Here is a 1,638-nt window from a genome sequence, read left to right as displayed (position 1 = left end):
CATCCGTTTTCCTTACACCTTGATAGGTGTCTGAAGGGGGAGCTGTAATCAGTGTAATCCCTATGGGTTACAGGGTTATCAGCGATCATAGCCTCACTGATAAAAAACGCGGGATGAAAATGACACGCTTATTGATTTGAATCGGTTTTTCTAAATATTGTTAGTTAAATAATTATGTGAATCGCCTCACATTTTAAGTGTGACAAAATATGACAAAGGCAGGTGCCGTGCGGGGTGAGTGAAAAAGATACGAAGTATGTGAGAATGGTGTCGTTAACCATGGTGTAAATCATTTTCACCATTTATTTAACACATTGACCAACCAACGCCCTGTCAGGCGCTGGTTGGTGGGTAAATCGGTTACTGCTTCTCTTTTTCCAGCGATTTTCCTGACCAGTAGCCCGCCAGCAGCGAGCCAGAAAGGTTGTGCCAGACCGAGAACAGCGCGCCGGGCAGGGCGGCGAGTGGCGAGAAGTACATCTTGCCCAGCGTGGCAGCAAGGCCGGAGTTCTGCATGCCGACTTCGATAGCCAACGTGCGGCAGGTAGACTCGTCAAAGCCGAACAGCCGGCCGGCCCAATAGCCACCCAGCAGGCCAATGCCGTTGTGCAGAATAACGGCAATAATCACCATAAAACCGACGGATGCGATATGGCTCTGACTGCCTGCGACCACGGCGCTGATAATTGCCAGAATAAACACCATCGACAGCGTTGGCAGATAGGGCTCGATGCGCTTTACCATACCGCTGAACAGGTGGTGAACAATCAGGCCAGCGCCGATCGGGATCACCACGATCTTCAGGATGCTGAGCAACATGCCCATCACGTCCACGCTGATGGCGGCATCAACATACAGCCGGGTCAGCAGCGGTGTGGCAAACACACCAACCAGCGTCGAGATGGATGAAATGGTGACTGACAGGGCGACATCGCCTTTAGACAGGTAGATCATCACGTTCGACGCCGTGCCGCTGGCAACGCTGCCTACCAGCACCATACCCGCCGAGAGGTCAGGCGGCATGTTAAATGCGCGCGCCAACACCCAGGCGGCGAGTGGCATCACCAGATAGTGCAGGAATATCCCAGCGGCAACCGGGGCAGGGCGGGTGAGCACCCGTTTAAAATCCCCAATATTCAGGGTCACGCCCATGGCGAACATGATGAGCATCAGCAGCGTGCTGATATGGGGGCTGATGCCGGTAAAGGTGTCTGGTGAGGCATAGGCGGCAACGGAGAGTAAAACGGCCCATAACGGAAACAGCCTAGTCAAAATGGCGAGCATGAAATTTCTATCCTTATCACTATGAAGGTCCAGATAAAAAAACCGGCTAAAGAGCCGGTTTTTTGGGTGCCGTGGCTGGGCGCTATTCAAACAGGCTGTGGTGTAGCGTCTGCACCACGCGCTCCGCGTCATTGCCAGGCACCAGGAAACACAGGTTATGGCTGCTGGCACCGTAGCAAATTAAGCGAATGTTAAACGGCTCCAGCACGCCAAACACCTCTTTGCCGACGCCGCATGCTTGAGAAAGCTGATTACCGATCAGTGCGACCAGCGACAGGTTCTCTTCCACCTCGACGCGGCACAGGGAAGAGAGCTCGGTCAGCATGGCGCTGGAGAGCAGGCCGTCACCCGCAG

At 53.8% G+C, this 1,638-nt stretch carries 2 protein-coding genes; both read right to left on the bottom strand.

Annotation, left to right across the window (positions count from 1 at the left end; genetic code table 11):
- Window positions 1-360: 360 nt before the first annotated feature.
- Complete coding sequence (gene panS / locus J5224_RS27025; protein WP_264628234.1) at window positions 361-1,284, bottom strand: ketopantoate/pantoate/pantothenate transporter PanS; 924 nt, start codon at window positions 1,282-1,284, stop codon at window positions 361-363.
- Between the two features lie 82 nt (window positions 1,285-1,366).
- A partial coding sequence (locus tag J5224_RS27020; RefSeq protein WP_413544706.1) for an ACT domain-containing protein occupies window positions 1,367-1,638 on the bottom strand: 272 nt, incomplete at its 5' end.

The sequence above is a fragment of the Candidatus Symbiopectobacterium sp. NZEC135 genome, assembly GCF_025962695.1.
Note: the sequence above shows the minus strand (reverse complement) of the source record. Positions and strands in the feature narration are given on the sequence as shown.